2 protein-coding genes are annotated in these 2,113 nt (G+C 69.0%); both read left to right on the top strand.

Annotated features, from left to right (window positions below; translation table 11 throughout):
- Positions 1-795, top strand: a 795-nt coding sequence (rlmB, locus tag AC5RUJ_RS15050; RefSeq protein WP_494156120.1) for a 23S rRNA (guanosine(2251)-2'-O)-methyltransferase RlmB, incomplete at its 5' end; no start/stop codon positions are given.
- Positions 796-811: 16 nt separating this feature from the next.
- The coding region (locus tag AC5RUJ_RS15045; protein ID WP_494156119.1) for an alpha-amylase family glycosyl hydrolase at positions 812-2,113 on the top strand (1,302 nt) is incomplete at its 3' end.

Here is a 2,113-nt window from a genome sequence, read left to right as displayed (position 1 = left end):
GGCCAGCGCGGCCCGGCGCCCCGCCGCGGCAAGTCCGCCGGCGAGATGGTGACCGGACGCAACTCCGTGGTGGAAGCCCTGCGCGCCGGTGTTCCCGCCAAGGCGCTGCACGTCGGGGTCCGGATCGAGATGGACGACCGCGTCAGGGAATCCCTGAAGATCGCCGCCGAACGCGGTATTCCGGTGCTCGAATCGCACAAGCCGGAACTGGACCGGATGACCGATGACGCCGTCCACCAGGGCCTGGTGCTGCAGATCCCGCCCTATGACTATCAGGACGCCCTGGAACTGGCCGAGGAAACCATGGCCAAGTTCAAGAAGGGCTACATCAACAACGCCCCGCTGTTCGTGGCCCTGGACGGCATCACCGACCCGCGCAACCTCGGCGCCATCATCCGTTCCTCCTCGGCCTTCAGCGGCCACGGCGTGATCGTGCCCGAGCGCCGCTCGGTCGGGATGACGGCCTCCGCATGGAAGACCAGCGCCGGCGCAGCGGTGCGCGTGCCGGTGGCCAAGGCGGGCAACCTGACCAATACGCTCAAGGCTTTCCAGCAGCTGGGCATCTTCGTGCTCGGCCTGGACGGCGGCGGCGACGTCTCGCTGCCGGACCTGTCGCTGGCCACCGAACCGGTGTGCCTCGTGGTGGGATCCGAGGGCAAGGGCCTGTCCCGGCTGGTCCGCGAACACTGCGACCAGATCGTCTCCATCCCGATCGACTCGGCGATGGAGTCGCTCAACGCTTCCATGGCCGTGGGCATCAGCCTGTACGAGATTTCGCGGCAGCGCGCGCGCTAGGAGCAGGTGGACCGTTGTGGCCCGTCACGCCAAGAGCCTTTCCCCTGAGCCTCCGACGCGCCAGGCCCGGCTTTCGCGTGCCTTCCCGCTCGGCGTGAGCGACGCCGCCCCGGGCCTGCCGCCGATTCCCGGCGCGGTCAACGTGGCGGTCTTCGCCCCCGACTTCGGTTCGGTGGACGTGCACTTCCAAGACGCGGCGGGCACCTGGCGGCGCGTCGAACTGACGGCGCTCACCGACGGCGTCCACCACGGCACGGTCGAGGGACTCGAGGCCGGCAGCCGGTACGCCTTCTGGCCCCACGGCGAGGAACTGCCGGCCTCCGGGCAGCTGCTGCTGGACCCCTACGGCCGCGCCATCGACGACGACGGCGGTGTGCTGCGCTCGGTGTACGTCACCGGCGGATTCGACTGGGAGAACGACGCCCGGCCGCACGTGCCGTGGCGGGACACCGTGGTGTACGAGTGCCACGTCAAGGGCCAGACCATGCTGCACCCGGACATCCCGGAAGAACTGCGCGGCACCTACGCCGGGCTGGCGCACCCGGTGATGGTCGAGTACCTGCTGGAGCTGGGGATCACCACGGTGGAGCTGCTGCCGGTGCACTACCACCTGGACGAACCGCACCTGCAAAACCTGGGCCTGGCCAACTACTGGGGCTACAACACGCTCGGCTTCTTCGCCCTCTGGCCGGGCTACGCCACCGCCGCAGCGCAGGCCGCCGGACCGCGGGCCGTGCAGGACGAGTTCCGCACCATGGTCAAGCAGCTGCACGCCGCCGGACTCGAGGTGGTCCTGGACGTGGTCTACAACCACACGGCCGAGGGCGGCAAGGACCAGGACACGTATTCCTTCCGGGGGCTGGCGGACCACGTGTACTACCGGCACGACGGCCACGGGAATTACCTGGACACCACCGGCTGCGGCAACACCATGGACTTCAACGAGCCGCGCGTGATCCAGCTGGCCCTCGACTCGCTCCGCTACTGGGTGGAAGAGTTCCACATCGACGGGTTCCGCTTCGACCTGGCTGTGTCCCTGGCCCGCGACGGAAACAACCATTTCAATCCCCGCCATCCGTTCCTGGTGGCCGTGGGCGCAGACTCGGTGCTCTCCGGGGCAAAGCTCATCTCGGAACCGTGGGACGTCGGCGACGGCGGCTGGCAGACGGGGCACTTCCCGCCGGGCTGGGCCGACTGGAACGACCGCTTCCGCGACACCGTCCGCGATTTCTGGCTGGCGGACCAGGCCGCGTTGGCGGGCGGAGGGCAGGCTACGACACGCTCAGCAAGATTGCCCCGGTCGTCGCTTACCCGGAGA

This window comes from Arthrobacter sp. Y3223164, from assembly GCF_059091005.1.
Note: the sequence above shows the minus strand (reverse complement) of the source record. Positions and strands in the feature narration are given on the sequence as shown.